This is a genomic window from Streptomyces lancefieldiae, assembly GCF_031845825.1.
Taxonomy (GTDB): domain Bacteria; phylum Actinomycetota; class Actinomycetes; order Streptomycetales; family Streptomycetaceae; genus Streptomyces; species Streptomyces lancefieldiae.
Map to the genome: position 1 here is coordinate 120986 of NZ_JAVRFH010000008.1, position 24379 is coordinate 145364.

The 24379-nt window shown below is 71.7% G+C and carries 25 protein-coding genes and 1 tRNA gene; 8 read left to right on the forward strand and 18 right to left on the reverse strand.

From position 1 onward, the window contains the following. The first annotated feature begins 47 nt into the window (after positions 1 to 47). The 6 genes from RM812_RS10675 (at position 48) to RM812_RS10700 (ending at position 6437) form a co-directional block, all read left to right on the forward strand. The gene (locus RM812_RS10675) at positions 48 to 818 is read left to right on the forward strand and encodes a DeoR/GlpR family DNA-binding transcription regulator (protein WP_311572201.1); all 771 of its coding nucleotides are present in this window, start codon (positions 48 to 50) and stop codon (positions 816 to 818) included. Between the two features lie 77 nt (positions 819 to 895). Further along, positions 896 to 2266 (forward strand): ABC transporter substrate-binding protein, encoded by a 1371-nt coding sequence (locus tag RM812_RS10680; protein WP_311572202.1) that lies wholly within the window; start codon positions 896 to 898, stop codon positions 2264 to 2266. Then, the gene (locus RM812_RS10685) at positions 2263 to 3207 is read left to right on the forward strand and encodes a carbohydrate ABC transporter permease (protein ID WP_311572203.1); all 945 of its coding nucleotides are present in this window, start codon (positions 2263 to 2265) and stop codon (positions 3205 to 3207) included. Before RM812_RS10680 ends, RM812_RS10685 begins: the two co-directional genes overlap by 4 nt. Then, complete coding sequence (locus RM812_RS10690) at positions 3204 to 4052, forward strand: carbohydrate ABC transporter permease (RefSeq protein ID WP_311572204.1); 849 nt, start codon at positions 3204 to 3206, stop codon at positions 4050 to 4052. Before RM812_RS10685 ends, RM812_RS10690 begins: the two co-directional genes overlap by 4 nt. Continuing rightward, entirely contained in the window at positions 4049 to 5038 is a 990-nt protein-coding gene (locus RM812_RS10695; RefSeq protein WP_311572205.1) for a zinc-dependent alcohol dehydrogenase family protein, read from the forward strand. Before RM812_RS10690 ends, RM812_RS10695 begins: the two co-directional genes overlap by 4 nt. Before the next feature lie 190 nt (positions 5039 to 5228). Further along, positions 5229 to 6437, forward strand: coding sequence for a TerD family protein (locus tag RM812_RS10700; RefSeq protein ID WP_311572206.1), 1209 nt, complete (start codon positions 5229 to 5231; stop codon positions 6435 to 6437). Between the two features lie 58 nt (positions 6438 to 6495). On the opposite strand, the gene RM812_RS10705 is transcribed toward RM812_RS10700, so the two are convergent. The 5 genes from RM812_RS10705 to RM812_RS10725 form a co-directional block, all read right to left on the reverse strand. Further along, a complete protein-coding gene (locus tag RM812_RS10705; RefSeq protein ID WP_311572207.1) occupies positions 6496 to 7065 on the reverse strand; it encodes a TetR/AcrR family transcriptional regulator in 570 nt (189 codons plus the stop codon). Between the two features lie 102 nt (positions 7066 to 7167). Then, on the reverse strand, positions 7168 to 8751 hold the full coding sequence (locus tag RM812_RS10710) for a TROVE domain-containing protein (protein ID WP_311572208.1): 1584 nt from the start codon (positions 8749 to 8751) through the stop codon (positions 7168 to 7170). Positions 8752 to 9110: 359 nt separating this feature from the next. Beyond that, positions 9111 to 9180: transfer RNA gene (locus tag RM812_RS10715), tRNA-Ile, on the reverse strand. Positions 9181 to 9225: 45 nt separating this feature from the next. Then, positions 9226 to 10704 carry an alkaline phosphatase PhoX gene (locus RM812_RS10720; RefSeq protein WP_311572209.1) on the reverse strand — a complete coding sequence of 493 codons (1479 nt, stop codon included), beginning with the start codon at positions 10702 to 10704 and terminating at the stop codon, positions 9226 to 9228. A 328-nt stretch (positions 10705 to 11032) separates the two neighbouring features. Beyond that, complete coding sequence (locus tag RM812_RS10725; RefSeq protein ID WP_311572210.1) at positions 11033 to 12460, reverse strand: hypothetical protein; 1428 nt, start codon at positions 12458 to 12460, stop codon at positions 11033 to 11035. 310 nt (positions 12461 to 12770) lie between these two features. Between RM812_RS10725 and RM812_RS10730 the strand changes: the two genes are divergently transcribed. Beyond that, on the forward strand, positions 12771 to 14597 hold the full coding sequence (locus RM812_RS10730) for an endonuclease/exonuclease/phosphatase family protein (protein WP_311572211.1): 1827 nt from the start codon (positions 12771 to 12773) through the stop codon (positions 14595 to 14597). Between the two features lie 22 nt (positions 14598 to 14619). On the opposite strand, the gene RM812_RS10735 is transcribed toward RM812_RS10730, so the two are convergent. From RM812_RS10735 to RM812_RS10745, 3 genes are all read right to left on the reverse strand, one after another. Beyond that, the gene (locus RM812_RS10735; RefSeq protein WP_311572212.1) at positions 14620 to 15324 is read right to left on the reverse strand and encodes an antibiotic biosynthesis monooxygenase; all 705 of its coding nucleotides are present in this window, start codon (positions 15322 to 15324) and stop codon (positions 14620 to 14622) included. Between the two features lie 143 nt (positions 15325 to 15467). Continuing rightward, positions 15468 to 15995, reverse strand: coding sequence for a DUF3618 domain-containing protein (locus RM812_RS10740; RefSeq protein WP_311572213.1), 528 nt, complete (start codon positions 15993 to 15995; stop codon positions 15468 to 15470). Further along, the gene (locus tag RM812_RS10745; RefSeq protein ID WP_311572214.1) at positions 15992 to 16411 is read right to left on the reverse strand and encodes a phage holin family protein; all 420 of its coding nucleotides are present in this window, start codon (positions 16409 to 16411) and stop codon (positions 15992 to 15994) included. Before RM812_RS10745 ends, RM812_RS10740 begins: the two co-directional genes overlap by 4 nt. 169 nt (positions 16412 to 16580) lie before the next feature. Between RM812_RS10745 and dapA the strand changes: the two genes are divergently transcribed. Further along, positions 16581 to 17498 carry a 4-hydroxy-tetrahydrodipicolinate synthase gene (gene dapA / locus RM812_RS10750; protein ID WP_311572215.1) on the forward strand — a complete coding sequence of 306 codons (918 nt, stop codon included), beginning with the start codon at positions 16581 to 16583 and terminating at the stop codon, positions 17496 to 17498. Here the strand turns inward: dapA and RM812_RS10755 are convergent. The 10 genes from RM812_RS10755 to sufD all read right to left on the reverse strand — a co-directional run bounded on the left by RM812_RS10755 (position 17483) and on the right by sufD (position 24340). Next, on the reverse strand, positions 17483 to 17713 hold the full coding sequence (locus tag RM812_RS10755; RefSeq protein WP_311572216.1) for a hypothetical protein: 231 nt from the start codon (positions 17711 to 17713) through the stop codon (positions 17483 to 17485). The two genes, dapA and RM812_RS10755, sit on opposite strands and share 16 nt — an antisense overlap. Before the next feature lie 209 nt (positions 17714 to 17922). Continuing rightward, positions 17923 to 18912 carry a 2,3,4,5-tetrahydropyridine-2,6-dicarboxylate N-succinyltransferase gene (gene dapD, locus RM812_RS10760; protein WP_311572217.1) on the reverse strand — a complete coding sequence of 330 codons (990 nt, stop codon included), beginning with the start codon at positions 18910 to 18912 and terminating at the stop codon, positions 17923 to 17925. A 110-nt stretch (positions 18913 to 19022) separates the two neighbouring features. Next, entirely contained in the window at positions 19023 to 19568 is a 546-nt protein-coding gene (locus RM812_RS10765; protein ID WP_311572218.1) for a TetR/AcrR family transcriptional regulator, read from the reverse strand. Next, positions 19568 to 19888, reverse strand: coding sequence for a DMT family transporter (locus RM812_RS10770; protein ID WP_311572219.1), 321 nt, complete (start codon positions 19886 to 19888; stop codon positions 19568 to 19570). The genes RM812_RS10765 and RM812_RS10770 overlap by 1 nt, the downstream gene beginning before the upstream one ends. A gap of 84 nt (positions 19889 to 19972) precedes the next feature. Further along, positions 19973 to 20305, reverse strand: a complete 333-nt coding sequence (locus RM812_RS10775; RefSeq protein WP_311572220.1) for a metal-sulfur cluster assembly factor — start codon at positions 20303 to 20305, stop codon at positions 19973 to 19975. Further along, positions 20302 to 20772, reverse strand: a complete 471-nt coding sequence (sufU, locus tag RM812_RS10780) for a Fe-S cluster assembly sulfur transfer protein SufU (RefSeq protein WP_311572221.1) — start codon at positions 20770 to 20772, stop codon at positions 20302 to 20304. Before sufU ends, RM812_RS10775 begins: the two co-directional genes overlap by 4 nt. A gap of 17 nt (positions 20773 to 20789) precedes the next feature. Beyond that, positions 20790 to 22046: a cysteine desulfurase gene (locus RM812_RS10785; protein ID WP_311572222.1), complete on the reverse strand. Its 1257-nt coding sequence runs from the start codon at positions 22044 to 22046 to the stop codon at positions 20790 to 20792. Then, entirely contained in the window at positions 22043 to 22834 is a 792-nt protein-coding gene (sufC, locus tag RM812_RS10790; RefSeq protein WP_311572223.1) for a Fe-S cluster assembly ATPase SufC, read from the reverse strand. The genes RM812_RS10785 and sufC overlap by 4 nt, the downstream gene beginning before the upstream one ends. 7 nt (positions 22835 to 22841) lie before the next feature. Beyond that, positions 22842 to 23159, reverse strand: a complete 318-nt coding sequence (locus RM812_RS10795) for a non-heme iron oxygenase ferredoxin subunit (protein WP_311572224.1) — start codon at positions 23157 to 23159, stop codon at positions 22842 to 22844. Further along, on the reverse strand, positions 23156 to 24340 hold the full coding sequence (sufD, locus tag RM812_RS10800) for a Fe-S cluster assembly protein SufD (RefSeq protein WP_311572225.1): 1185 nt from the start codon (positions 24338 to 24340) through the stop codon (positions 23156 to 23158). The genes RM812_RS10795 and sufD overlap by 4 nt, the downstream gene beginning before the upstream one ends. Positions 24341 to 24379 lie beyond the last annotated feature (39 nt).

A 24379-nucleotide genomic window follows, 5' to 3' on the forward strand; every position in this document is an offset into this window, starting at 1 on the left:
CGACACGGGCCCGAACGGGCAACAAGGCGGTGAGGCAGGTGTTCGACATGGGCGCACGGACGGCGGAAGAGCGCCAACGCGAGATCGTGCGGATCGCCCGCGCCGCCGGCTCGGTCGACGTCACCGCGCTCGCCGCCGACCTGGGCGTCGCCAAGGAGACCGTACGGCGGGATCTGCGCGCCCTGGAGGACCACGGCCTGGTCCGCCGCACCCACGGCGGCGCCTACCCCGTGGAGAGCGCCGGGTTCGAGACCACGCTCGCCTTCCGCGCCACCAGCCACGTCCCCGAGAAACGCCGGGTCGCCACCGCCGCGGCCGAACTGCTCGGCGACGCGGAGACGGTCTTCGTCGACGAGGGCTTCACCCCCCGGCTCATCGCCGAGGCCCTTCCCCGGGACCGGCCGCTGACCGTGGTCACCGCGTCCCTGCCCGTCGCCGGCGCGCTGGCCGAGGCCGGTGACACCTCCGTCCTGCTGCTCGGCGGCCGGGTCCGCCCGGGCACGCTCGCCACCGTCGACCACTGGACGACGAAGATGCTGGCCGGATTCGTCATCGACCTGGCGTACATCGGCGCCAACGGCATCTCCCGCGAACACGGCCTCACCACGCCCGACCCGGCCGTCAGCGAGGTCAAGACACAGGCGGTCCGGGCCGCGCGCCGCACGGTGTTCGCCGGGACGCACACCAAGTTCGGGGCGGTCAGCTTCTGCCGGTTCGCGGAGATCGGCTCCCTGGAGGCGATCGTCACCAGCACGCTGCTGCCCGCGGCCGAGGCCCACCGCTACTCACTGCTCGGGCCGCAGGTCATCCGCGTCTGAAAACCCACGCACGTCCCCGCAGGGCACCCTCACGCCCCGCGCTGCCCCATACCTCCCCATATGTTCAGGAGCGATCCATGCGAACCCAGAGCCGACGGAGGCCGCGAGCCACGCTCGCCATGGCCGCCGCAGGGACGCTGCTCGCCCCGCTGCTCTCCGGCTGCTGGGTCGGGGCGGGCGGAGCCGGATCCGGCGGCAACTCCCTCAACGTCCTGATGGTCAACAACCCCCAGATGGTCGAGCTGCAGAAGCTCACCGCGGACCACTTCACCGAGGAGACCGGCATCAAGGTGAACTTCACCGTCCTGCCGGAGAACGACGTCCGCGACAAGATCAGCCAGGACTTCGCCAACCAGGCCGGCCAGTACGACGTCGCCACCCTCTCCAACTACGAGATACCGATCTACGCCCGCAACGAGTGGCTGCACGAGATGGGCTCCTACGTCGCCGAGGACCCCGCGTACGACGAGAAGGACATCCTGGGGCCGATGCGCGAGTCCCTCACCGGCGACGACGGCAAGCTCTACGGCCAGCCCTTCTACGGCGAGTCGTCCTTCCTGATGTACCGCAAGGACCTGTTCGCCGAACACGGCCTGACGATGCCCGAGCACCCCACCTGGACCCAGGTGGCCGGCCTCGCCGAGCAGCTCGACGGCGCCGAGCCCGGCATGAAGGGCATCTGCCTGCGCGGACTGCCCGGCTGGGGCGAGCTGATGGCACCCCTGACGACGGTCGTGAACACCTTCGGCGGCACCTGGTTCGACCAGGACTGGCAGGCCCGGCTCGACTCGCCCGAGTGGGAGAAGGCGACGAAGTTCTACGTCGACCTCGTCCGCGAGCACGGCCAGTCCGGCGCCGCCCAGTCCGGCTTCGCCGAGTGCCTGAACAACATGACCCAGGGCAAGGTCGCCATGTGGTACGACGCCACCTCCGCGGCCGGCTCCCTGGACTCGGCCAAGTCCCCGGTCAAGGGCAAGGTCGGCTACGCGCCGGCCCCCGTGGAGAAGACGGACGGCTCCGGCTGGCTCTACACCTGGGCCTGGGGCATCCAGAAGGCCTCCCGCAACGCCGACAAGGCCTGGAAGTTCGTCTCCTGGGCGTCCAGCAAGGAGTACGAGCAGCTCGTGGGCGACGAGATCGGCTGGTCCAACGTCCCGGCCGGCAAGCGCGCCTCGACGTACGAGAACCCGGCCTACCGCGAGGAGGCCGCCGCCTTCCAGGAGATGACCAGGGAGGCCATCGAGGGCGCCAGGCCCAAGGACCCCGGCGTGCAGCCGCGCCCCGCGCCCGGCATCCAGTTCGTCGGCATCCCCGAGTTCACCGACCTCGGCACCAAGGTCTCCCAGGAGATCAGCGCGGCCATCGCCGGACGCCAGTCCGTCGAGGAGGCCCTGAAGAAGTCCCAGCAGCTCGCCGAGAAGATCTCCGAGGAGTACGAGGGACGATGACCGCCACGACAACGGCCCCCTCGGCCGCCCCCGACCACGTCCGCCCCGCCGTCCGCCCGCCGTCCTCCCGGCTGCGCGCCTGGGCCACCCGGGCCCCCCTCCTCCCCGCCCTGATCTTCATGATCGCGGTCACCCAGCTGCCCTTCGTGGCCACGCTGGTGATCTCCTTCTTCGACTGGAACGCCCTCTACCCCGACGCCCGTCACTTCACCGGCTTCGCCAACTACGGCGACGTCCTCACCGACCCGGACCTGCGCAAGTCGGTGTGGACGACGATCCTGCTGACGGTCGCGGTGGTCCTCGCCAGCCTGGTCCTGGGCCTCGCGCTCGCGCTGCTGCTGGACCGCCGGTTCAAGGGCCGGGGCGTGGTCCGCACCCTGCTGATCGCCCCGTTCCTGGTCGTCCCCGTGGCCGCCGCCCTGCTCTGGAAGCACGTCCTCTACAACCCCGAATACGGCCTGCTCAACGGCCTGTTGCACTACGTCGGCGGACCGCAGCCGGACTGGATCTCGAACACCCCGCTGCTCGCCGTCGAGGCGTCACTGGTCTGGCAGTGGACACCGTTCATGATGCTGATCCTGCTGGCCGGCCTGCAGAGCCGGGACCAGCAGCAGATCGAGGCCGCCCGGGTGGACGGCGCGAGCGACTGGCAGATCTTCGTCCACCTCACCCTCCCCCACCTGCGCCGCTACCTGGAACTCGGCGCCCTGCTGGGGTCGATCTACATCGTCCAGAACTTCGACGCGGTCTTCACCCTCACGTCCGGCGGCCTGGGCACGGCCAACCTGCCCTACACCGTCTACCAGAGCTTCTACCAGGCCCACGAGAACGGCCTCGCCTCGGCCGCGGGCGTCCTGGTCGTCATCGGCTCGATCATCATCGCGACCTTCGCCCTGCGCGTGGTCTCGTCCCTGTTCCGCGAGGAGGTGTCCCGCGCATGAGCACCGCGGCCGCTGTACGAGTCCGCCGCAAGGGCGGTGCCGGTCTGGGCCTGGTGGCCTGGCTGGCCGGAATCGTCTTCTTCCTGCCCATCGCGTGGATGGCCCTGACCTCCTTCCACTCGGAGGAGGACGCCGCCACCAACCCGCCGTCCTTCGCGGCGTCCCTGACGCTGGACGGCTACCGCGAGTTCTTCGGCGCGGGCGGCGGCGCGAGCCCCTGGCCGGCCCTGATCAACTCGGCGGTGGCGTCGGTCGCCTCGACCCTGTTCGTCCTGGTCCTGGCCCTCCCCGCCGCGTACGCGCTCTCCATCCGCCCGGTGAAGAAGTGGACGGACGTCCTCTTCTTCTTCCTGTCCACCAAGATGCTGCCGGTGGTGGCGGGCCTGCTGCCGATCTACCTGTTCGCCAAGAACACGGACATGCTCGACAACATCTGGCTGCTGGTCATCCTCTACACCTCCATGAACCTGCCGATCGCGGTGTGGATGATGCAGTCCTTCCTCGCCGAGGTCCCGGTCGCGATCATCGAGGCGGCACGGGTGGACGGCGCGAGGCTGCCGACGATCCTGGCCCGGGTGGTCGCCCCGATCGCCCTCCCCGGCATCGCCGCGACGTCGCTCATCTGCTTCATCTTCAGCTGGAACGAGCTGCTCTTCGCCCGGGTGCTGACGGGTGTGGTCGCCGAGACCGCCCCCGTCTTCCTGACCGGTTTCATCACCAGCCAGGGCCTCTTCCTGGCCAAGGTGTGCGCCGCGTCGCTCGTCATCTCCCTGCCGGTGCTCGCCGCGGGGTTCGCCGCCCAGGACAAACTGGTCCAGGGCCTGTCGCTTGGAGCCGTGAAATGAAGGCCGCCGTCATCGAGTCCGTGGGCCGCGCCGTCGTCACCGAGGTCCCGGACCCGACGCCAGGGCCGCGCGAGGTCGTCGTCGAGGTCGCCGCCTGCGGCCTGTGCGGCACCGACCTGCACATCCTCCAGGGCGAGTTCGCGCCCAAGCTCCCGATCACGCCCGGCCACGAGTTCGCCGGCGCGGTGGTCGGCGTCGGCGCCCAGGTCACCGAGGTGTCCGTCGGCGACCGGGTCGCCGTGGACCCCTCCCTCTACTGCTACGAGTGCCGCTACTGCCGCACCGGCCACAACAACCTCTGCGAACGCTGGGCGGCCATCGGCGTCACGACGGCGGGCGGCGCGGCGCAGTACGCGGTGGCCCCGGTGGCGAACTGCGTGAAGCTGCCCGAGCACGTCCGCACCCAGGACGCGGCCCTGATCGAACCGCTCTCCTGCGCGGTCCGCGGCTACGACGTCCTCCAGTCCCGCCTCGGCGCCCACGTCCTGATCTACGGCTCCGGCACGATGGGCCTGATGATGCTGGAGCTGGCCAAGCGGACCGGCGCGGCCGTAGTCGACATGGTCGACGTGAACCCGGCGCGCCTGGAGACGGCCCGCCGCCTCGGTGTCTCGGCGTCGGCCGCGAACCCGGACGAGCTGGACCGACCCCAGGGCTGGGACCTCGTCATCGACGCCACGGGCAACGCGGCGGCGATCCAGGACGGCCTGGAGCGGGTCGCCAAGGCGGGCACGTTCCTCCAGTTCGGCGTCGCCGACTACGCGACGCGCGTGCAGATCGACCCGTACCGCATCTACAACCAGGAAATCACCATCACGGGCTCGATGGCGGTCCTGCACAGCTACGAACGCGCGGCCGAACTCTTCGCGAACGGCGTCCTGGACCCCGACGTCTTCATCAGCGACCGCATCCCCCTGGACCGCTACCCCGAGGCGCTGGAGCAGTTCGCGGCGGGGGTGGGACGGAAGATCGTGGTGGTGCCGTAGCCGTTCGGCCCGTCCGGCGTTCGAGGACGAGGCCGTTCGGGCCGAAACGGGAGGTCCGGGGGCACAGCGGGGCACAGCCCCCAGGGACGGGAACGGGAAGGGGCGGCGGGGCGAAACGCACCCGCCCCCGATTGCCCCCCGGGTAAGGGAACGGTAAAACGCCCTCGCTCGTTCACCCGGCATGACAGCTATGACCCCCGGCTCGAACATCCCCCTCTCCGCCGCCCGCGTGACGGTGGACGTCGCCGCGCCCGTGCGGCTCGACGTATCGGGCCTGCTGCTCACCGCCGACGGCAAGGTGCGCTCCGACGACGACTTCATCTTCTACAACCAGCCCTCCGGCCAGGGCGTGACCTACCGCTCCGGCGGCGGCACCGCCCCGGACGCGATCGTGGTCGACACCGCCGCCGTCCCGCCGGGCATCGAGAAGATCGTCGTCACCGCCAGCCCGGACGCCGCCGGCCAGACCTTCCAGGGCATCGAGCCGACCGCCACCATCCGCAACGCGGACGACAACTCCGTCCTCGCCACCTTCACGCCCCCGCAGCTCGGCACCGAGACGGCGCTGGTGATCGTCGAGGTCTACCTGCGCAACGGCGCCTGGAAGGCCCGCGCGGTCGGCCAGGGCTACGCCAACGGCCTCGCCGGCATCGCGACGGACTTCGGCGTCTCCGTCGAGGAGCCGGCCGCCCCGGCCCAGCCGGTGGCCCCGCCGCAGCCCCAGGCGGCCACCCCGCCGCCCCCGCCGGCCGCCGCGCCCACGATGCCCGCGGCCCCGCCGGCGGCACCCGCCGCGCCGCCCGCCCCCGCCCCGGGCGCCGGCAAGATCAACCTCGACAAGGGCCGGGTCAGCCTCCAGAAGAACCAGACCGTCTCCCTCGTCAAGGGCGGCCGTCCGGTGCTCTCGCAGGTCAAGATGGGCCTCGGCTGGGAGCCGGCCTACCGCGGCAAGGACATCGACCTGGACGCGTCGGTCATCGCCTACGGCCCGCAGCGCAACCACATCGACAGCTGCTACTTCGGCAAGCTCCAGATCGTGAACGGCGCGATCAAGCACTCCGGGGACAACCTCACCGGTGAGGGCGGCGGCGACGACGAGGTGATCACCGTCGACCTGGGCCGGCTCCCCCAGGAGGTCAGCGGCCTGGTCTTCACGGTCAACTCGTTCTCCGGCCAGAAGTTCACGGAGGTCGCCAAGGCCTACTGCCGCCTCATCGACGCCGCGAGCGGGGAGGAGCTGGTCCGCTTCGACCTCACCAGCGCCGAACCGCAGACCGGCGTGATGATGGCGAAGCTGATCCGCCAGTACTCCGGCGAGTGGGAGATGACCGCCATGGGCGAGTTCGTCAAGTCCCGCACGGTCCGGGGCATGGTGAAGCCGGCGGCCAAGGCGCTGTAGGAAACGGGCGGGGCCGCGCCCGGCACCGGGCGCGGCCCCGGGGCCTGTCCGACAGGCCCTACGCCCGCAGTCCCTCCATCAGCAGCGCCAGATACCGCGGGATGGCCGTCCCGCGCTCCCCGTCGGTCAGCTCGGACGCCGTCACGACCCCGTGCACCAGCCGCAGCACCTCGATCGGCTCGACGTCCCGTCGCAACGCGCCCTCGTCCTGCGCCGCCCGCACCAACCGGGTCGCCGCGCCCCGCACGCAGTCACCGCACGCCCGGTCCGCCGCCGCGCCACCGTCCGTGACGGCCGTGCCGAGCAGCGCCTTCAGCCCCCGCACCTGGAGCGTCCCGGCGGCGAGCTCGTCGAGCCAGGCGACCAGGGCCGCGCCCGGCGCCAGCTCCCCCGCGATCACGTCCGCACGCGCCGCGATCGCCTCGACCCGCTCCAGGTAGGCGGCCTCCAGCAGGGCCTGCCGCGTCGGAAAATGCCGGTACAGGGTGCCGACGCCCACCCCGGCGCGCTTGGCGATGTCGTCCAGCGAGGCACCCTCCCCGCGCTCGGCGAAGGCCTCCGCCGCCACCGCGAGCAACCGCTCACGATTGCGCCGGGCATCCGCGCGCATGGGCCTGACCTGTGCCATCCCGCCACTCCCTGCCCACCAGGCAACCTTGCGCGCACCCTACCCCGCGGGCTCCGCAACCCGGCCCGCACTCCCTGCCGGGGGTGCGGGCCGGCGGTCGGCTCAGGCCGCCCAGGGCCAGTCGGCGTTCCGGGCCGCTTCGAGCAGCGGGACCATCCGGAAGGCGGCGTCCGAGAGGCCGCCGAAGGTGTGCCGGTTCGCCCGGCCCGAGGGACCGTGGCCCGCCCGGTGGCCGGCGAGGTTCCAGGTGTAGACCGGCACGTGCTGCGGGACCTGTTCGGTCGGGTCGCCGTGCCGGTTGTACGCGTACTGCTCGTCGGTGACGATCAGCACCCGGTCGTGCTTCCTGTAGTGCCGGCGGACCGCGTCGGTCGTGTCGGTACCGCCCAGGTCGCCGAAGCGCTCCAGGATCTTCAGCACCGACTCGCCCTTGCGGAACCGCACACGGTTGCTCGTCGTACCGAACTCGACGAGGTCCGCCTTCGCCGCCCGCGTTGCGAGCGCCGTACCGAAGACCGCCGCCGCGTCGGCCCGGTTGAGCTCCGAGCGGTCCGACATCCGGGAGTGGAACATCGAGCCCGAACGGTCCACCAGGACCAGCGTCCGGCCGGGCAGCGCGGGCACGTTGGCCAGCGAGTGCCCGAGCGCCTGCTCCAGCGGGTACGACCAGCGCAGCGACGGCGCGTGCCGGTACGCGGCGAGGTAGCGGAACGGGAACTGCCGCGAGCGCGCCACCTCGGCCGGGTCGCTGATCCGCGCCGCCACCCGGGCCGCGACCTCGTCGGAGACCCCGGCCTCGTCGAAGTTGCGCAGGTTGCGGACGAGCGCCATGGCCCCCATGGACGGAATCACGGCCTCCCAGGCCGCCTTGTCCATCGGCCCCTGGAGCCACCCGGCCAGCATCTCCCAGGTGATGCCGGCCGCCGCGAGCCGCTCGGCACCGTCGGGCGCGGTGACGACCGCCCGCCGCTGGTCGACGGGCAGCGCCATCAACTCGCGGTGCGCGGTCAGGACGCGGTTCGAAGCGGGCGGGACCGCGGTCTCCGGGTTGTGACGGCGGTCGAGGGCGTACTGGAACAGCTCGCCCTGCCACGGCTTGTCCGGGTCCGGCGCCGCGTGCACCAGGTTGAGGACGTCGCCGAAGCGGTAGCCCTTGGACGCGGTGTCGTACTTCAGCAGGGACTTGCCGTGGTAGAGCCGCCGCACGGCGTCGGCGATCCCCCGCTTGACCGGCTTGGGCACGGCACGCCCGTACGTCGACGTCCAGTACGCGAGCAGTTCGCCGGGCTCGTCGGGCCGCTGGAGGACGGAGGCGACGACCTGCCGGTTCGTCGGGCCGTCGGTGGCGCCGACGTCGAGGCGGGCCTTGACGTACTCGGCGGCGCCGACGATCGAGGCGGTGCGCAGGTTGCCCTCGCCGCGCAGCCAGCCGAGCAGGCCGGCCGTCCACGACGGGTCGGTGAGGGCGAGTTCGCGCACGAGCGTGGTGAACCGGTCGTCGCGGGCGACGCCGGTCTCGTAGAAGTCCCGCTGCGACACGAAGTTGGCGACCGACAGCAGGAAGAGCTCGGAGCGCGGGTCGCGCTCGTGGCCCCGGCCGCCCTGGTGGGTGGTGAGGACGCGGCCCGTCGACGTCACGCGTGAGGTGGGCTGTGCCTTCGCGGCCTTGGTGTTGAATCGCGCCATGGTGAATTCCCCCGAATTCCTCCGGCGGGCGGCACGGCAGAAGGAGGGTGCCCGAGGTCGGAATCGGCGACGGGAACATCCGGATGCTCTTCCCTTTGAGCTACACCGACCCGAAGTCGGTGACGGGACTCGAACCCGCAACCATCCGGTCAAGGAAGTATCCGCTGCCTGCGCACCGGGCACCCTGGCCATCTGCTGCGCCTCCCGAGGTCAGGTGGACGGCGGCATCGGGTTCTTTTGAGAGAAGAAGTAGCCGCGGTCCGCGCACCGGGAGGTGCGTGAAGTTCTGGGTGTCCAGAGTTCAGGTCGGCGGAACCGACAAGGTGCTCCAACCCCTGAGCTACACCGGCATGTCGTGCCGATGGCGGGACTCGAACCCGCGACCGCCCCATTATCAGTGGAAGTAGGTCCTGCCTTCGCACCTGGACGTTCATCACTCTAGAAGGGCGGCCGCCGGTCGGGCGAGCGAATAAATCACCGGCGCTTCTGCCGCTTCCAGGGTCCGGTGATCGCGAGCATGATGCCGGGCGTCTGGATGTTGGCGTACAGGGTCCGGCCGTCGGGCGAGAAGGTGACGCCGGTGAACTCGCTGTACTCGGGCTCGTCCTCGGAGCCGATGTTCAGTTCGTTGCGGGCGATGGGGTACGTGCGCCCGCTGTCGGTGGCGCCGAAGAGGTGCTGGACGCCGTCGCCGTCCTCGGCGATGACGAGGCCGCCGTACGGGGAGACGGTGATGTTGTCGGGGCCGTCGAAGGCGCCGTCCGCCGACGAGTCCGCCGGGTCGGCGTTGACGCCGAGGAGGACCTTGAGGGTGAGGGTGCGGCGCTTGGGGTCGTAGAACCAGACCTGGCCGTCGTGCGGGCGGCCGGGGCTCTCGTCCCGGGCGAACGAGGAGACGATGTAGGCGCCGCCGTCGGCCCACCACATGCCCTCCAGCTTGCGGGCGCGGGTGACCTGTCCGCCGGTGAACTGCTTGCGCACGGACGTGGTCCTCGCGTCGCGGTCGGGGACCTCGACCCAGTCGACGCCGTAGACGGTGCCGGTCTTCGTGGCGCGGGAGAGGTCGTCGACGAACTTGCCGCCGGAGTCGAAGCACTTGAACGCCTCGAGGACGCCGGCGTCGTCGGCGAGGGTGCGCAGCCGGCCCCTGCCGTGCCGGAAGCCCTCCGGCGGGGTCCAGCGGTAGAACAGGCCGTTGGGTCCGGAGGCGTCCTCGGTGAGGAAGAGGTGACCGCGCCTGGGGTCGACGACGACGGCCTCGTGCGCGTAGCGGCCGAGCGCCTTGACCGGCTTGGGGTCGCGGTTGGCGCGCCGGTCCTCGGGGTCGACCTCGAAGACGTAGCCGTGGTCCTTGGTCATGCCGTTCTTGCCGGCCTTGTCCTCGGTCTCCTCGCAGGTCAGCCAGGTGCCCCACGGGGTGCTGCCACCCGCGCAGTTGGTGGCGGTGCCGGCGATGCCGACCCACTCGGCGACCTGGCCGCCGCGGCGGACCTCGACGACCGTGCAGCCGCCGGCGGCGGCGGGGTCGTAGACGAGGCCCTCGGTGAGCGGGACGGGGTGGTCCCAGCCGTCGCGGTGGCCGCCGAGTTCATGGTTGTTGACGAGGAGGGTGGTGCCGCGCGGGCCGTCGAAGGTGGCGGTGCCGTCGTGGTTGGACGGGGTGTGCTCGCCGGACTCCAGTCTGGTCCGGCCGGAGTAGGTGATGATCTCGTACCGGAAGCCGGCGGGCAGGGCGAGGATGCCGTCCGGGTCGGGGACCAGCGGTCCGTAGCCGACCCCGCCGTGGTCGTGACCGTGCCCGTGGCCGCGGTCGTGCTCCTCCCCCGCGCTCTCGGTGTCCGTGGACGCGAGGGCGTTCGGCGCGGTGGCGAGGGCGCCGACGCTGCCCGCCAGCACGACTCCGGCGCCGGTGAGCGCGGATCGGCCGGCGAAGTCCCTGCGGGTGAGCGACATGGTGTCTCCTGTGACGGTGGGCCTGGCGTGGAGGATGGCGGGCCTCGGTTCCGCGTCACGGTTGCGCCCACGCCTGAACAGCAGTTGAACTGGGCGCGGCCACCTGCCGCCCACTTGCGTGAATCCGCACGGCGCGTACGGAGAGAGCCTCGTCACCGCGGGCCTACGTGCCGACCGGACGGCGCGGGTGCGCGAGGGGGCCCCGCTCGGGCGAAGCCGGAAGTGGGGAAGGCGAAGGCACCCCGCGGGCACCGGGCCGCGCCACGCCCAACCCCGGCCAGGTGCGCGCCGGGTCCGCCGGGGCCGGCCCGAGCGGGCGGGCCCGGCGTCAGCCGCCGTGCTGCGAGCGGGCCTTGAAGGCCGCTTTGCGGGCCTCCTTGGCGATCTTCTTGTCGGGGTGCAGCCGCCCCATCGCCTCCAGGACGTCCGCCGTGGCCGGGTGCTCGACCCGCCAGGCCGTGTCGAAGAAGCCGCTGTGCTGCCGGGCCAGGCCCTGCACCAGGGCGCGCAGTTCCTCGGAGTTGCCCTCCGCCGCGAGCTGCGCGGCCACGGTGTCGATGGTCAGCCAGAAGACCATCTCCTGCGGCGGCGGGGGCACGTCCCCGGCACCGTGTTCGGTCAGCCAGACCCGGGCCAGACCGCCCAGCTCCGCGTCGTCGAGGACTTCCCGCAGCGCGGGTCCGGCCTCCGCGCCGACGAGCGAGAGCGCCTGCTGGCAGCGGAGTCGGCGCAGGGGCGCGCCGGCGTCCGAGCCGCGGGCCGCGGCCAGCAGTTCGCGCGCCGCGGCGAGCGGCTCGCGGTGGGCCAGCCACAGCTCGGTCTCGGCGTGGGCCGACGCGGGCGGGAAGGGGGCCGTGCCGTCGAGCAGCGCGTCGGCGCCCTTGCCGGCGAGGTCGCCGACGGCGGGCGCATCGAACCCGGCCTCCAGCAGCCGGGTACGCAGGCCGTACAGCCCGAGCGGGGTGAGCCGCACCATGCCGTAGCGGGCGACGTCGGCCTCGTCGACGGGTGCCGCGGGCTCGTCGTCCGCGTCGGCCATCAGGGCCTCGTCCATCGGCTGGTAGGCGACGAGGCCGATGGGCTCCAGCAGCCGGAACTGGTCGTCCAGCCGCATCATCGCGTCGGACACCTGCTCCAGCACGTCGTTGGTGGGTTCACCCATGTCGCTGGGCACGATCACGGACGCGGCCAGCGCGGGCAGCGGCACCGGGGTGCCGCCGGCGCCGTCCTCACCGACGGTGAGCAGGTAGAGGTTGCCGAGCACGCCGTCGAGGAGCTCCGACTCGGCCTCCGGGTCCCAGTCGAGGGACGACAGGTCGACCTCGCCGCCCTCGGCCATGGCGTCGACGACGGCGTCGAGGTCGGGCACGCTCGCGTCGGCGAGCACCGCCTCCAGGGCGGTGAGCCACACTCCGAGCACGTCCTGCGGGGAGCCGCCCGTGAGCAGGGCGAGGTCGTCACCCGCGACGACGGTGCCCGCCTCCTCGTCGGCGATCTCGACGAGGCCCGTGTCCACGGCGATCCGCCAGGCCTCGCTCGCGTACGCCGCGGCGTCGTCCCCGCTCAGCCCGAGTTCCCCGGCCGCCGCCGGCACCTGCTCCTCGACGAGCCCACCCCCGGCGTCGACGCGGGTGTCCGGACCGGCCCAGCGGGCCAGCCGGGCGGCCCGGGCGAGCACCGGCGCGGACAGCGCGTCGCGGGCCAGCTCCGCTTCGGGGCGCAGCCGTACGGGCGGCAGGGTGGAGCTGTCTGACATCGGCTGTTTCTCCTCGCGCGCCTTGACCGCCGTACGGCCATCCGGGCGCCGTACGGCTCAGCCGCTCAGCCTAGACGGGTTTCCACCCATGCCGCCCGGTTCATCTCCCCGTCGGGTGCCGTACATGGCCGAAACCTTGACAACTGACCTGAACAAGCAGGAGATTGACGCGCGTAGAAAGCGGGGGGACAAGTGTTCACCCACGTCCGTGTGAACCCTGCGGCCCCTCGTGCCCCACTCTCGCCCCATCACGCCCCATCCTCGTTCCGCCCTCGTCCCGGCGCTCTGTCACGTCCCCGGAGGGATCCCGTTGCCCAGCAAGTCCTCCGCGCGCCTCGCCGCGCTCACCGTCGCCGCCGTCTGCTCGGCGGCGTCCACCCTCGTCCTCACCTCGCCCGCGCACGCGGACTCCGTGCGCGTCCACGACATCCAGGGCAGCACCCGGCTGTCGCCGTACGCGGGCAAGCAGGTCACGGACGTGCCCGGAATCGTCACCGGCGTCCGCGGCTACGGCTCCTCCCGAGGCTTCTGGGTGCAGGATCCGCAGCCGGACGCCGACCCGGCCACCAGCGAGGGCGTCTTCGTCTTCACCAGCTCCACCCCGAAGGTCGCCGTCGGTGACGCGGTCACCGTCTCCGGCACGGTCTCGGAATACGTCCCCGGCGGCACCTCGTCCGGGAACCAGTCGCTGACCGAGATCACCCGTCCGACGGTCACCGTCGTCTCCAGCGGCAACGCGGTCCCGGCCGCGACGGCCGTCTCCGCCCGGTCCGTGCCGCGCGCGTACGCCCCCGAGGGCGACGCGGCCGCGAACGGCTCGGTCAACGGCCTGACCCTCCGCCCGACGAAGTACGCCCTGGACCACTACGAGTCCCTGGAGGGCATGAACGTCCGGGTCACCGACGCCCGCGTGGTCGGCGCCTCCGACCCGTACACCGAGCTCTGGGTCACGGTGAAGCCCTGGGAGAACGCCAACCGCCGCGGCGGCACGGTCTACGGCTCCTACGACTCCCAGAACACCGGCCGGCTCCAGATCCAGTCCCTGGGCAAGCCGGCCGACTTCCCCGACGCCAACGTGGGCGACACCCTCACCGGCACGACCGCGGGCCCGCTGGACTACAACCAGTACGGCGGCTACACGCTGGTCGCGAGCGAGATCGGCACCCTGGAGAGCGGGAGCCTGGAGCGGGAGTCGACGCGCCCGCAGAGCAGCCGTGAACTGGCGGTGGCGACGTACAACGTCGAGAACCTCGACCCGTCCGACGACACCTTCGCGGCGCACGCCGACGCGATCGTGCACCACCTGAAGTCGCCCGACATCGTGTCCCTGGAGGAGATCCAGGACAACAACGGCGCCGAGGACGACGGCACGGTGGCCGCCGACGTGACGGTCGGCCAACTGATCGACGCGATCGTCGCGGCGGGCGGCCCGCGCTACGAGTGGCGTGGCATCGACCCGGTCGACAGGGCGGACGGCGGCGAGCCCGGCGGCAACATCCGCCAGGCGTTCCTGTTCAACCCGGAGCGGGTCTCCTTCACCGACCGCGGGGCCGGCGACGCGACCACCGCCACCGGGGTGACGAAGGTGCGCGGCAAGGCGGCGCTCACACACTCCCCCGGCCGGGTCGACCCGGCGAACCCCGCCTGGGAGAACAGCCGCAAGCCGCTGGCCGGCGAGTTCGTCTTCCGCGGCCGGACGGTCGTGGTCGTCGCCAACCACTTCAGCTCCAAGGGCGGCGACCAGGGCCTGACGGCGCAGTACCAGCCGCCGTCGCGCGGTTCGGAGACCCAGCGCCACCTCCAGGCGAAGGCCGTGAACACCTTCGTCAAGGAGGTCCTCGCCGCCCAGAAGAACGCGGACGTCATCGCGCTCGGTGACATCAACGACTTCGAGTTCTCGGGGACGACCCGCCTCCTGGAGGACGACGGCGCCCTGTGGTCGGCGGTCAGGTCGCTGCCGCGGAGCGAGCGTTACTCGTACGTCTACCAGGGCAACAGCCAGGTCCTCGACCAGATCCTGGTCAGCCCGTCGATCCGGCGCAGCGGGCATCTGTCCTACGACAGCGTGCACATCAACGCCGAGTTCCACGACCAGGTGAGCGACCACGACCCGCAGGTGCTGCGGTTCCGTCCGTAACCGGCGCCGCTCGGGGGCGCGTTCAGCGGGGTACGAGGCCGAGGGCGTGGTCGTAGCGGTTGACCGTGCTGCTCTTCAGGCCCGGCCAGGTCTGCACCCGCTCCCACTGCGCCGTCGCCGAGCCGACGCCGTCGCCCGGTGCGGCGAGGGCGTCGATGTGGGCCTGGGCGCTCTCCCACTCGGCGTAGTTGAGGACGCGGGTGCCGTCGGTGCTCAGGTGGAAGTGGGCGGAGATGCCGCCGGGGCGCGGCTCCGGCTCGCTCGCCAGGGCCTCGAAGACCGCGTCGACCCAGGCGCGCTGCCGGTCGGGGTCCGGGCCCTCGAACTCGACGTCGACGATGACGACGCAGCCCGGGACGGGCGCCGTCCCGTTCTCGCGGGTGCCGCTGCGGTAGCGCCGGTACCGGCCGAGGCCGAGCCGCTCGATGCCGGGCACGGCGATGTCGATCTCGTCGACGCGCTCCTGCCGGTGCGACGTGACGAAGGCTTCGTACGCCTGCTCGCTCGTCCACTGCGAGTGGTGCAGCAGCGTGCTGCCGTCGCCCCCGGTGTAGACGTGGTAGCTCAGCAGGTCGTCGGCCGGCCAGGGGCGGCTCTCCCAGGTGCGGGCGATGGCGTCGACGGTCTGCCGCTGCCGCTCGGGGGTGCCCACCCGCCAGGTGCTGAAGAAGGGGGCCTGGACGTCCGGGCGGACGAGTTCGGGATGGGCGTCGGTACGGCGGGTCATGCCGGCCTCCAGTGATCGGTGGTCGTCGGGTGCACGCACCACTCTCCGACCTCAACCATGATTGAGGTCAAGCCCTCACCGGCGCCGATGCGCAGCGCGCGACGAGGGGCCCCGCAGCCGGGGCCCCTCGTCGCGCCGCGCCCTCAGCAGCGCCCGTGCCGACGGCGCCGCAGCACGCCCACCGCGACCACCGCGCCGGCCGCCGCGCCGACAACAAGCACCGCACGCGGATGCCCGAACCCGGTCCGGACCGCCCCGCGCACCCGCCCCGGCCCACGCTGCTCCGTGGTGCTCCCGCCCCGCCCCGCCTTGTCGTGCGCGGCGTGACCGTCCCGGCTCACCTTGTGCTGCACCGTGTGCCCGGCCCGGCCGGCCTTGTGCTGCACCGTGTGCCCGGCCCGGCTCGCCTTGTCCTGTGCGGTGTGCCCGGCCTGCGCGGCGGAACTGCGCAGTTGCACGGTCATGGCACCGGCCTTGTCCCTGAGGTCGGCGGCCCGGGCCTTGGCGCGGCCCTTCACATCCGCCTTCCCCGCCAGTTCCTCCACGGTGTCGCCGAGTTGACTGCGGGTCTGTTCGATCTGCCGTCGCAGCTCGTCGGGCCCCTTGGCCCCGCCGGCCGGCTGCGCGGTGGAGCCGGTCCTCGCGCCGTCCCCGCTCCTGGCGTCGGTCATCGATGTGCCCTTTCCCTGATCACGTCCACGTCGGCCCTGACGCTGCCGAGGGTCTCCTCGGGCTTGGGCGGCACCGCCCGGCGGAGCTGGGCTCGACCGGTGAGGGCCAGTACGCCCGCGATCACGAAGAGCACCGCCGTCACGATGAGCGCCGCGGCCCAGACGGGCAGCACCAGCGAGAGCGCGGCGGTGGCCGTGCCGGCCAGGGCGAACAGGCCGACGTAGGCGATGGCGCCCGCGGCACCGAGCATCCCGCCGCCACGCCCGGCACGCTTGCCTTTCTCGGCCAGCTCGAGCTTGGCGAGGGCCACTTCCTGGCGCACGAGCCGGGAAAGCTGTTCGGTGGCCTGACCGACGAGTTCGCCCACGGAGTGGTGCCCGTCGTGCACCGGCCTGGTGTGCATGGTCCCGGTCACGGTGTTCCGCCTCCTCTCGGTTCGGGAGCCCCCCGGGTACCCCCGGCCGAGCGGCGCTACCCCTGCCCTCGCCGACCCCCGCACACAACCCCACGCCTCAGTGTTACTTACCAATACCTCGTAGCAGAATTAAGTGGAGCTACGCGGTCTGTCGGCCGACACTGCTTCCATGACGACAGACGACCGCCCCGCCCCGTTCGGCCGGGCCCTGTGTGCCATGGTCACGCCCTTCACCGAGGCGGGCGCACTCGACCTGGACGGTGCCCAGCGGCTCGCCGACCGGCTGGTCTCGCGGGGCTGCGACGGCCTGGTGCTGTCCGGCACGACGGGCGAATCACCGACCACGACGGACGCCGAGAAGTCGGCGCTGGTCACCGCGGTGCGGGAGGCGGTCGGGGACCGGGCGGCACTCGTCGCCGGGGTGGGCACCGCCGACACCCGGCACACGGTGGAACTGGCGCTGGCCGCGGAGAAGGCCGGCGCGGACGGACTGCTGGTGGTCGCGCCGTACTACAGCAGGCCCCCGCAGGACGCCCTGGAGGCACACTTCCGGGAGGTCGCGGACGCCGCCGGGCTGCCCCTCGCCCTCTACGACATCCCCGGCCGCACCGGCACCCGCATCGAACCCGACACGCTCGTCCGCCTCGCGGAACACCCGCGGATCGTCGCCGTCAAGGACTGCTCCTACGACCTCTTCGGCACGCAGCGGGTGCTGGCGCGCACGGATCTGGCGTACTACGCGGGCTGCGACGAGCAGATCCTCGCCCTGTACGCGATCGGCGCCGCGGGGTACGTCAGCACGGTCGCGAACGTCGCGCCGGAACCGCTCCGCGCCGTCCTGGACGCCTTCGACGCGGGCGACACACAACGGGCGGCCCGCCTCCAGCGGCGGGCGATCCCGCTCATCGAGCTGATGATGGCGGCGGGCCTGCCCGGCACGGTCACCGCCAAGGCGCTGCTGGGCACACTGGGCCTGCCCGCGGGCCCGGTCCGCGCCCCCCTGCGGCCCGCCGACCGCGGGACGGCCGACGGACTGCTGCGCGCCCACCGGGAACTGGTCGCCGACGCCGGTCAGTCCCAGGCGTAGCCGTCACCGAACAGCAGCGTGTGCTCCAGTACGTCCTCCGCCGGGTCGTCGATCTGCCCCACATGGGCGTTGACCAGCCCCACCCGGGGCCCGTTGTGCGAATCGGTGGTCGTCTCGTCGGCGTGCGCGACCCCCGCCGGGGCCCAGCACACCAGTACCGCGGCCCCCGCCCCGGCCATCCAACGCGCCACGTTCCTCACCCGCTCGTTCGTCATGCCAGGCCCCTCATTCCGTCGGATCGGCGTCTGATCGGACACTGCGTCCACCCGTTCATCCGCCAAGACCACCGGAAGGTCACGGCCAGTCATCCGTACGTGCGGGGGGCGCTCGGGGCAGGACGCCCCCGTTCCGCGCGCCGGGACACCGACCGCCCTGCGACGGCCCGGTACGGACCGTCGCAGGGCGGTGGGGTGAGGACCGGTGATCAGTTGTGGCTGTGCAGGATCTCGTTCAGGCCGCCCCACACCGCGTTGTTCGGGCGGGCCTCCACCGTGCCGGTGACCGAGTTGCGGCGGAAGAGGATGTTGGAGGCGCCGGAGAGTTCGCGGGCCTTGACGATCTCGCCGTCGGGCATCGTCACGCGGGTGCCCGCGGTGACGTAGAGGCCGGCCTCGACCACGCACTCGTCGCCCAGCGCGATGCCGACGCCCGCCTCGGCACCGATCAGGCAGCGCTCGCCGATGGTGATGCGCACGTTGCCGCCGCCGGAGAGGGTGCCCATGGTGGAGGCTCCGCCGCCGATGTCGGAGCCGTCGCCGACGACGACGCCCGCGGAGATGCGGCCCTCGACCATCGAGGTGCCCAGCGTGCCGGCGTTGAAGTTGACGAAGCCCTCGTGCATGACCGTGGTGCCCGCGGAGAGGTGCGCACCGAGGCGGACCCGGTCGGCGTCGGCGATGCGGACGCCCTTGGGGGCGACGTAGTCCGTCATGCGGGGGAACTTGTCGATCGAGGTGACCTGGAGGTGCAGGCCCTCGGCGCGGGCGTTGAGGCGGACCTTCTCGATGTCGTCGACGGCGACCGGGCCGAGGGAGGTCCAGGCGACGTTGGCGAGGAAGGCGAACTGGCCCTCCAGACTCAGGCCGTGCGGCTTGACCAGGCGGTGGGAGAGCAGGTGCAGGCGCAGGTAGACGTCGTGCGTGTCGACCGGCTTCTCCTCCAGCGAGGCGATGACCGTGCGGACCGCGATGACCTCGACACCGCGACGGGTGTCCGGACCGATCGCCGCGGTGGCGCCGCCGCCGAGGAGTTCCGCGGCCTGTTCCGCGGTGAGCCGCTCGGTGCCGGAGGGGCCGGGCTCGGCGGACAGTTCGGGGGCCGGGAACCAGGTGTCGAGAACGGTGCCGTCGGCGGCGATCGTGGCGAGCCCGGCGGCCACGGCGCCGGTGGTGCGGGGAGCAGTCGTGTCGGTCATGAGGGCAACCTAACCGGCCGCCGCCGGTGGAAGCGAGTCGGCCCCTCGGCCGTCTCGCGTGCCGGGCGGTGCGGCGCCCGGGACGCCACCCGCCGCGTCGGCCGCCGCGGTCACGGGGCCGGAGGGACCACCCGCGCCAGCACCTCCCTCGCGTACTCCTCGTCGTACGGCGTCCCCGTCAGCAGGACCTGGAGGCAGATCCCGTCCAGCAGGGCGACCAGCGCCCGCGCCGTCACCGGGTCCGTGCGGCGCGCGAGGAGGCCGGCGACGCCGTCCGCCCACTCCGCGGCGACCGGGCGCAGGGCGGGACGGCGCAGGGCGGCCAGGTACAGCTCGTACTCCAGCTCGACGCCCGTGCGGTCGCCGGCCAGCCACTCGCCGAGGACGCGGGCGAGTTCGCCGGGCAGGTCGGCGCGGGGGTCCGCCAGGGCGGGGTGCGCGGCGACGACCTCGGCGAAGCCCGCGTTGGCCTGGCGCAGGGCGGCGACCAGGAGCTCGTCCAGCGTGGCGAAGTGGTACGTCGTGGAGCCGAGGGGCACGTCGGCCTCGGCGGCCACGGTGCGGTGGCTGAGGCCGGCGATGCCGTTGCGCCCGACGACCCGGATCGCCGCGTCGATGATGCGCTGTCGCCGTTCGGGGTCGTGGCGCCGGGACATCAGTGCGCGCCGCCCAGGTTCAGCACCACCACGCCGACGATGATCAGCGCGATGCCGGCGGCCTTGGTGACCGTCATCCCCTCCCCCATGAAGGCCACCCCGATCGTGGCGATGGCGGCGGTGCCCACCCCGGACCAGATGGCGTAGGCGGTGCCGACGGAGAGGGTGCGCAGGGTCTGGGCGAGGAGTGCGAAGGAGATGACGTAGCAGAGCGCCGTCAGCAGGGACGGCAGCAGTCTGCTGAAGCCCTCGCTGTACTTCATGGCGGTGGTCCCGGCGACCTCGGCGGCGATGGCTCCGGCCAGGAGCAGGTATCCCATGTGTACGAGCGTACATAACGAGGGTGCCGCGGAGACGAGAACGGCGACGCCGGTGAGGCGTCGCCGTTGTCGGTGGTGTGTGGCTCAGACGTTGAAGCCGAGCGCGCGCAGCTGCTCGCGCCCGTCGTCCGTGATCTTGTCCGGGCCCCACGGCGGCATCCAGACCCAGTTGATCCGCAGCTCGCTGACGAGGCCGTCCGTGGCGGACTTGGCCTGGTCCTCGATCACGTCCGTCAGCGGACAGGCCGCCGACGTCAGGGTCATGTCGACGGTCGCGATGTTCGCGTCGTCGATGTGGACGCCGTAGATCAGGCCCAGGTTGACGACGTCGATGCCCAGCTCGGGGTCCACGACGTCCAGCAGGGCCTCGCGGACCTCCTCCTCGGAGGCCGGCTTCATTTCCACGGTCTCACTCATGCCGTCGTCTCCTTCTCGGCGTCGGCGCCGTCCAGTGCCTGGGCCGTCGCGTCCTTCCAGGCCATCCAGCTCAGCAGGGCGCACTTCACCCGAGCCGGGTACTTCGAGACCCCGGCGAACGCGACGGCGTCCTCCAGGACCTCCTCCATCGCGTCGTCGGGCTCGATCCTGCCCTTGGACTGCATCAGTTCCAGGAAGGTCTCCTGGATCCGCTGTGCCTGGGCCAGATCCTTGCCGACCAACAGGTCGTTCAGCACGGAGGCGCTCGCCTGGCTGATCGAGCAGCCCTGGCCCTCGTAACTGACGTCGCTGATCGTCGTGCCGTCGTACTTCACGCGGAGCGTGATCTCGTCGCCGCATGTCGGGTTGACGTGGTGGACCTCGGCGTCGCCATCCCGCAAGCCCCGCCCGTGCGGGTGCTTGTAGTGGTCCAGGATGACTTCCTGGTACATGGAGTCCAGCTTCATGCTCTTCGCTCGTCCCGTCAGCCGAAGAAGTTCCGTACGTGCTCCAGGCCGTCGACCAAAGCGTCGATCTCGGCCGGCGTGGAGTACAGATAGAACGACGCCCGCGTGGTCGCAGGAATTCCGTACCGCAGGCAGACCGGTCGTGCGCAGTGGTGACCCACACGGACCGCTATGCCCTGCTCGTCCAGCACCTGTCCCACGTCGTGGGGGTGGATGTCACCGAGCGTGAAGGAGATCGCCGCGCCCCGCTCCTCGGCCGTGGTGGGCCCGATGATGCGCAGGTCGGGCACCTCCAGCAGCCGCTTCACCGCGTACTCGGTGAGCGCGTGCTCATGGGCGAAGACCTTGTCCATGCCGATCGCCTGGAGGTAGTCGATCGCCGCGCCGAGCCCGACCGCCTGCGCGACCGGGGGCGTGCCCGCCTCGAACTTGTGGGGCGCCGGGGCGTACGTCGACGAGTGCATCGAGACCGTCTCGATCATCTCGCCGCCGCCCAGGAAGGGCGGGAGGTCCTCCAGGAGTTCCTGGCGGCCCCACAGAACGCCGATGCCCGTCGGACCGCACATCTTGTGACCGGTGAAGGCCACGAAGTCGGCCTGGAGGGCCTGTACGTCCAGCGGCATGTGCGGCGCCGCCTGGGAGGCGTCGACGCAGACGAGGGCGCCGACCTCCTGGGCGCGGCGCACGATCGCCTCGACCGGGTTCTGGGTGCCCAGGATGTTGGAGACCAGCACGAAGGAGACGACCTTGGTCTTCTCCGTGATGACCTCGTCGATGTTGGACAGGTCCAGACGGCCGTCGTCCGTCAGGCCGAACCAGCGGAGCTTCGCGCCGGTGCGCTGCGCCAGCAGCTGCCACGGCACGATGTTGGAGTGGTGCTCCATCTCCGTGATGACGATCTCGGTCTCGTGGTCCACGCGGTAGGGCTCGTCCGCCCAGCCCAGCATGTTGGCCACGAGGTTGAGGGACTCCGAGGCGTTCTTGGTGAAGATCACCTCGTCGCGCGACGGCGCGTTGATGAACTCCGCGACCTTGTCGCGCGCGCCCTCGTACAGCGCCGTGGCCTCCTCGGCGAGGACGTGCACCCCACGGTGGACGTTGGCGTTGTAGCGCTCGTAGTACTCGCTGAGGGCGTCGAGTACCTGGCGCGGCTTCTGCGAGGTCGCCGCGTTGTCCAGGTAGACGAGCTTTCGGCCGTCGTGGACCGGGCGGTCCAGGATGGGGAAGTCCTTGCGGATCGCCTCGGTGTCGAGGAGGCCCGGCAGCTGTGTCACGCCACGTCCTCCTCTGAGTTCGCTCCGCTCACGGGGCCACCCTTCGTGTATGCCTCGTAGCCCTCTTCCTCCAGCTTGTCGGCGAGCTCGGCGCCGCCGGACTCCACGATGCGGCCGGCCGAGAAGACGTGGACGTAGTCGGGCTTGATGTAGCGCAGGATGCGCGTGTAGTGGGTGATCAGCAGGGTGCCGACCTCGCCGGTCTCGCGGACGCGGTTGACGCCCTCGGAGACCACACGCAGCGCGTCGACGTCCAGTCCGGAGTCGGTCTCGTCGAGGATCGCGACCTTCGGCCTGAGCAGCTCGAGCTGGAGGATCTCGTGGCGCTTCTTCTCACCGCCGGAGAAGCCCTCGTTGACGTTGCGCTCGGCGAAGGCGGGGTCCATGTTGAGGCGCTCCATGGCCTCCTTGACCTCCTTCACCCAGGTGCGCAGCTTGGGGGCCTCGCCGCGGACGGCGGTGGCGGAGGTGCGCAGGAAGTTGGAGACCGAGACGCCGGGGACCTCGACCGGGTACTGCATGGCGAGGAAGAGGCCGGCGCGGGCGCGCTCGTCGACGGACATCTCCAGGACGTCCTCGCCGTCGAGGGTGACGGTGCCGCCGGTGATCGTGTACTTGGGGTGACCCGCGAGCGAGTAGGCGAGGGTCGACTTGCCGGAGCCGTTGGGGCCCATGATGGCGTGCGTCTCGCCCTGCTTCACGGTGAGGTCGACGCCCTTGAGGATCTCCTTCGTGGCGTTGTCGGCCTCGACGGTGACGTGCAGGTCTCGGATTTCAAGCGTTGCCATGGGTGCCTCAGGACTCCTGGGTGAGGGAGACGAGCACGTCGTCCCCTTCGATCTTTACGGGGTAAACGGGGACGGGGCGCGTCGCCGGAAGACTGTCGGGCTTGCCCGAGCGGAGGTCGAAGCGCGAGCCGTGCAGCCAGCACTCGATGTGGCAGTCGTCGACCTCGCCCTCGGCGAGCGAGACGTTCGCGTGCGAGCAGATGTCGTGGATCGCGAACAGCTCGCCCTCGGTGCGCACGAGGGAGATCGGCGTGCCGTCGAGTTCCACCCGCTTCGGGGTGTCCTCCTCCAGCTCGTCCGCTCCACAGACGCGTACGAAGGTCATGCGACCGACGCCTCCAGCTCCTCGTCGATCTTGGCGATCAGACGCTCCTCGATGTCCGCGACGCCGATCTGCTGGACCAGCTCGGCGAAGAAGCCGCGGACCACCAGGCGGCGGGCGTCGATCTCGGGGATGCCGCGCGCCATCAGGTAGAAGAGCTGCTCGTCGTCGAAGCGGCCGGTCGCGGAGGCGTGGCCGGCGCCGACGATCTCGCCGGTCTCGATCTCCAGGTTCGGCACGGAGTCGACCCGCGCGCCGTCCGTGAGGACGAGGTTGCGGTTCATCTCGTAGGTGTCGGTGCCCTCGGCCGCGGCCTCGATGAGCACGTCACCGATCCACACCGCGTGCGCGTCGTCGCCCTGGAGCGCGCCCTTGTAGACGACGTTCGACTTGCAGTGCGGGACGTTGTGGTCGACCAGGAGGCGGTGCTCCTGGTGCTGGCCCTGGTCGGTGAAGTACAGGCCGAACAGCTCGGCCTCGCCGCCGGGGCCGGCGTAGGCGACGCGCGGGTGCAGGCGCACCAGGTCGCCGCCGAAGGTGACCACGAACGACTTGAAGGTGGCGTCCCGGCCGATCAGGGCGTTGTGCTGGCCGACGTGCACGGCCTTGTCGTCCCAGTCCTGGACGGAGACGACGGTCAGCTTGGCGCCGTCGCCCAGGACGTAGTCGACGTTGGCGGCGAGGACCGCGTCACCGGTGTGGTCGATGACGACCACGGCCTCGGCGAAGGCACCCAGCTCGACGACCTGGTGGGCGTAGGCGGTGCCGCCCTCGCCGTGCACGGCGATGCGGATCGGCTCGGTGAGCACCGTCTCCTTGGGGACGGTGATCACGCCGGCCTTCTCGAACGCCGAGTAGGCCTGGGCGGCGACCCGGTCCACCGGGGTGCCGGCCCTGCCGATGCGCGCGTCGTCACGGCCGACGGTCTCGACGACGACCGCCTCGGGCGCGTCGACGTCGACCTTCACTCCGTCGCCGGTGGCGGCGGCGGTGCCGTCGTGCAGCCCGCGCAGCCGCTCCAGCGGCGTGAACCGCCACTCCTCCTCGCGGCCGTGCGGCACCGGGAAGTCCGCCACGTCGAAGGACGCGGGTGCGCTCATGCGCGTGGCGACGGTCGACTCCGCGGCCACCGCGATCTGGCCCGCGGTGGTGGACCCCACGGGGATGTTCTGAGCCTCAGCCATGGCTGTCGGTCTGCTCTCTTCCTACGTCAGAAATCTGGC